Source organism: Paenibacillus sp. FJAT-27812 (genome assembly GCF_001273905.1).
GTDB lineage: Bacteria > Bacillota > Bacilli > Paenibacillales > Paenibacillaceae > Pristimantibacillus.
Window position 1 is genome coordinate 1 of the sequence record NZ_LIGH01000002.1, and the last position, 4,989, is coordinate 4,989.

The following is a 4,989-nucleotide window of genomic DNA, read 5'->3' on the forward strand; positions in this document are numbered from 1 at the left end:
GGATATCTTCCGCCAAATCCATTGGCAGAGTAAGTTGGTCCATGGTATATTGAATGTACATAGAAACCTTCCTTTCGAAGTGGTTGGGTGGTACCTCCATTTTACCAAAGGATGGTTTCTTTGTTTTTTACAGATTTGAAAACATTGAAGAGGGTGCCCCTTTTGGGACACCCTCTTCTTTAAAAACTTCTCTTTTATTACACTAACGTCTCCGTTACTTTAATGACTTTTCTCTACCTATGATTGCTTCAAATATTTTTTTACCTGTAGCGTCTATCATAGTTCCTTGAGAAGGCTCTTTTTTAGTAATCCATTTTATTAATTGAGCAACATAATAATCCATAAGAGAATTCGAGAAAAAAGAATAATTGGATAGCAATACAATTCCTACACGGAGTTCCTTGTTGTAAGCTAGATAGCTGTTAAAACCAGCTGAACCCCCGTTATGCCAGAGGATACCTTTATCTAGAAGCTTATCCTCACCCCAGCCAAAATAAAGGTTTGAATCTCCGATCCATATAGGGATATGACTTTTTTGCAGTGTAGAGGCTATCGGATTATCATCATTTAGATTGGCTTGGACAAATAAACTCAAATCGTTAACCGATGACTTAATCCCCCCAGCTCCTTCATGTATAGAGAGATCCCAGTGAGGGACTCTCTTCCCAGTTGAAGCATGTCCATTCAAAAACCTTCTATTCTGTTCTGAATCAAGTGTAACGGCTGTCTCATTCATCTTTAATGGGCTCGTTATGTATTTTTTCAACAGTTCATCATACTTGCTTCCTGACACCTTGCATAGAATATTCCCCAGTAAGCCCACACCGATATTGGAATATCCAAATGAACCAATACTATCCGTGTAGTCAGCATTARATAGAAAAGCAGTTAAATCTTGCTCGGTATACATTGAATAAGGATTCGATCTTTTTTTAGCCAGATTGTGGTTTGTTGCCAATATAGGTAAACCAGAGGTATGAGTAGCAAGGCTTTTCAAGGTAATCTTATTCAAATAATCGTTTTTAACGTTTGGCACAAACTTACCAACCATGTCATCCGAGGAAAGCCGTTTTTCCCGTTCCATTTCTAATAAGAGAATGGATGTGAAAAATTTGGTTATGGAGCCGATTTCAAACAACATATGCTCAGGAGGAATCGTACTTCTCTTTTGATTATTACTGAACGAAAAGTATTCAATACCGCCCTCTCTAATAATCCCGATCGCAAGATGTAAATGTTTCTTATCTTTCGTGTAATCTGAAACAAAACTTTGTAAATCCTTCATTGTAAAAGTTACTCCTTTTAGTTTTATGATGCTTTCATTACTCGAATGTTGAAATCACGTTAATCAACCTATTTTGGATGCTGAATTATGTATTCGTTTCCATTTCCCAACATTCCTGCCCGTTAGCTTAATGACCCGCCATCAGTCTTTTACTTTATTTTATTAAATAATGGAAAATTATCACTTCCATATATTTATATGAAGCATGGACAAGATAGTTTCAAAATACTAAAGCGGCGAAATTATGAATATGAAGCTGCCTACTGTACCGATGGCACCGATCACCTCACCGGAAATTCCGATAGGTCCGGATTGGGGGGGTATCAAATAAAATGGGATGGAGTACACACTCTTGTCCGTTTGGACGGCAAAGGTGGCGTAGAAATATTTTCGAAGCGCGTCGAACCACGTAATGACCGATTCCCTGAGATCGTCGAGCTTCTTAGCCCATTGCAGATCGGAGCCTGCGTGTTGGATGGGGAGATAGCATACTTTGATGGATCTCGGCCAAGGCAGCATTCCTACGATGAAGAAATAAGAGGTTTGAGAATTAATACTCTTGCCATTTTAATGATCTCCAATAATTTATAGATCTCATCCATTTCATTATTGGCTTCTTCTTTCGATTAGAAGTCGGAGTAGTACCATAAACCGACTTTTTCATCTAACCAAATTGAAAAAGATCATTTGACCTCGAACGTATGCAAAAAAGCGCTTGAAATGCCCAGTTGCATTTCAAGCGCTAATAAAATTGGAAATAAGTGAATAATCAAAACGTTCTCAAAAAGTCATATTTGTTGCCATCGACTTTAATATAATAATCCATTGATCCAGTAGTCAAAATAATTTGGTCACCTGTGTCAATTTTATAAAATGTTTTTACGATTGATGTATCTTTTTCCGTAATACTAACTTCATTTTTCCCTAAAATACTCTTTCCTTGAAAATGAGTTAATATTTGTTTTTTACTATCCTTTTCTTCGAGGCTCATTTCTATCATCTTGCTCATTTTAAAATAATAGCTGCTAACATCTTTATTTTTACCATAACTTCTTTCAACAACCAGCAAATATGGCTCTTCATTTTCCGATTGGATTAAATATCCGTATAGAAATGGAGATAACACCTTGATAAGATTTGAATTAAAATGACCGATCTTTTCAACGTTATCAGAATGAGTTAGCGTACGTATTGAATTTAGAGTAGGCTGAGGAGGTTTTTTAACAAAATCATAAATTAACCCACCACCAACAATTAAAAGTATGATTAAAACAATGATGAATATTCCTCTAAAATCTTTCAGTCTAAAGCTCACTCCTCTCGACCACCCTAGTTTTTCTTAATAGCAGTATAGTAGGGGGTATTCCCTAGTGTAGGAATATACATAAAGGCATCCGTTGAAGTAGCAGCCCAATGATCATTAACACGAATAAAGCTTGTGGTTCCTGTAGTTTTATTTAGAGTTAAATTATCTGTTATAGTAACGCTATATTTAAGGATACCTTTAACAGTCAATGTATGATTAGGATATGGGTCCTGATTTAAACTTAAGTAAATAGGTCCATAATCTACAAGCAATTTTTTTATATTATCATAATTATCTGCAAACCAATATTCTTCATTATCATCGGATGTATTTTGCGTACCAAGGCCTAGAGATTCAACTGCCACTTTAAAGAGTTGATTGTTATCATTAAACATTACACCTTTATCAGGCTTAATAAAATAACTTGATGCAATCATTGCATTATATGCAGTCTTTCTTTGTGCATTAGTTAAACTAGGATAATAATAACCCATAATTTCAATAGTCGCAACAATGGCGCAATCATTCGCATAACTTTCTGTTACAAAGGGCAAATTACTCTGATCATATTCAGGAACATTTAGAATATAATTATCAACAGTTGCTAAGCTAGTAACTGTAGAATTACGTATTGCCCAATAGTTTTTATACCATGTTATCGGTTCTGTAATAAGACTAGCTTTCCCATCGTTAGTCGCCCCAGTTAAAAAACTTGCAGCAATCTCTTGTTTTGTATTCTCATCCATTGTGGAGATAATCGATATATCAGAAACATAGCTTTCATTATCTAATTTATTTTTATTGCGCTTATATTCTTCTTTTAGTGTTGACAATTCAGAACCTTTCTTATTACCATCTACTACTTTATTATCTTTAATACTAAAATGTTCTTGACCATCAACATACAGAGCATCATTTTCTTCAAGATAACTCTCACTAATAGCACCGTAAGAGAACTGTTTAAGTTGGCCTGAGGCAATATCAACTGTTACATATCCGCCATTTTTAAAGGTAACCATTGCTTCAATTAATTGATTATCTAAATTGTAGACGGGAACTACTTTGGTTACTTTAAATTTACCTTGTTTAATTTCATTACTCCATTCTTCTCCAGATCCAACATTAATTAGAGTCATTACATTTAATATTGCTGCCGAAGTCGCATCAAACAGCTTTTCAAGTTCTCCTTCACTCAACTTGTTTATAGCTTTATTAGGCAATAGATGTTTTATAGACATATTAGAGTTGACTTTTATATTAGAACTCGATGATATTCCCTGTGCGAATGTTGTAACTGGTGCAACGCTTAATAGCAACGAACTCGCAATCAATACATTAACTAACTTATTTTTCAATATAATCCCTCTTTCAAAATTTATTTTACAAAATAATACTATCATTATATATAAATATTGCATATAGTTACATATGCCCAGGACTCCATGTGAAATTATTGACACTCTGGTCTATTATCACAGCTGCAATAGGCGCAATGATTTGGATGCTTGGTACTTTGGAACGCCATTTTACCCACCACAACGCAAATTTTCACTCCCAAGAATTTATTAATTGTAAATGTATAGTCATACACCCTAAAGCGTCCAATTAATATTACACTCCCAATGGTTGGAAAGTTGTGTTAATCTGTCCGCTAGCTTAACAAAGAAATGGAGCAGCTGCCGTAGCAAACTGCTCCTTGATTGTTCAACTCCCTCAGTACGATATGGTTTTCTCACGAATGCTCGCTTATTCGCAGGATTTCGCTCGGTTGGTATAGGATGAAAGACAAGAAGGGGAACTCCGTATAAGACTTCGGCAACATGAAGACGCACGGGAATAAAGGGGAATATATACCGCCCCAGAAAGTTCCATTTACTGCACGCATTCTCCACGCCGCCCCTGGAGGTTCTCACTCCCATGTCTCAACGGGTCTACGCCCTTTCATTCCTTCGTTACGCCTGTCCAAGGGGTGGAGGCCGGTCTTGCTATCGTTACGGGTCGGTGCCCTTTGGTTGAATATATCCGGTACTCCGTGCTTTCTTTGAAATCCTGCGAATAAGCCAAAACTCGTACAACGAAACGGTAGGGCGTAGGTTACGCTGCTAGTTGAATTGGTAAGGTTTTAGGTGGGTTGTAGGCTTCGCCTCGGCGAGCCATCCCAACAAGTATTCGAGCTAGTTTGCCACAAAGTTTCATAATGGACCTTATTTTCTTCATCTTCTTTACCTGTACATTGTAGGCATGCATGGTTTTGAACTCTGGATTGTTAGCGACTAAACTCATGGTCATCAAGAAAATGAAACGGCGAAGGCGCGATCGTCCGCGTTTACTGATTTTCATCTGCCCCGTCCATTTGCCTGAACTTGCTTCTGCGAGGTTTAGGCCAGCGTGCCGAAGC

At 37.0% G+C, this 4,989-nt stretch carries 5 protein-coding genes; 1 reads left to right on the forward strand and 4 read right to left on the reverse strand.

Annotation, left to right across the window (positions count from 1 at the left end; genetic code table 11):
* Positions 1-214: 214 nt before the first annotated feature.
* Positions 215-1,285 (reverse strand): serine hydrolase domain-containing protein, encoded by a 1,071-nt coding sequence (locus ADU23_RS31660; protein WP_053377941.1) that lies wholly within the window; start codon positions 1,283-1,285, stop codon positions 215-217.
* A gap of 198 nt (positions 1,286-1,483) precedes the next feature.
* Here ADU23_RS31660 and ADU23_RS34440 point away from each other — a divergent pair, with 198 nt between their 5' ends.
* Entirely contained in the window at positions 1,484-1,876 is a 393-nt protein-coding gene (locus ADU23_RS34440) for an ATP-dependent DNA ligase (protein WP_053377942.1), read from the forward strand.
* Positions 1,877-2,054: 178 nt separating this feature from the next.
* On the opposite strand, the gene ADU23_RS31670 is transcribed toward ADU23_RS34440, so the two are convergent.
* The 3 genes from ADU23_RS31670 to ADU23_RS31680 form a co-directional block, all read right to left on the reverse strand.
* Positions 2,055-2,600, reverse strand: coding sequence for a hypothetical protein (locus ADU23_RS31670; RefSeq protein WP_053377943.1), 546 nt, complete (start codon positions 2,598-2,600; stop codon positions 2,055-2,057).
* A 14-nt stretch (positions 2,601-2,614) separates the two neighbouring features.
* Positions 2,615-3,946 (reverse strand): hypothetical protein, encoded by a 1,332-nt coding sequence (locus ADU23_RS31675; RefSeq protein ID WP_053377944.1) that lies wholly within the window; start codon positions 3,944-3,946, stop codon positions 2,615-2,617.
* A 739-nt stretch (positions 3,947-4,685) separates the two neighbouring features.
* The coding region (locus ADU23_RS31680; protein ID WP_157266224.1) for a transposase at positions 4,686-4,989 on the reverse strand (304 nt) is incomplete at its 5' end.

Coding starts and splice junctions, on each gene's coding strand:
- ADU23_RS34440 (WP_053377942.1), top strand. CDS start 1,484: ATGAAGCATGGACAAGATAGTTTCAAAATACTAAAGCGGCGAAATTAT.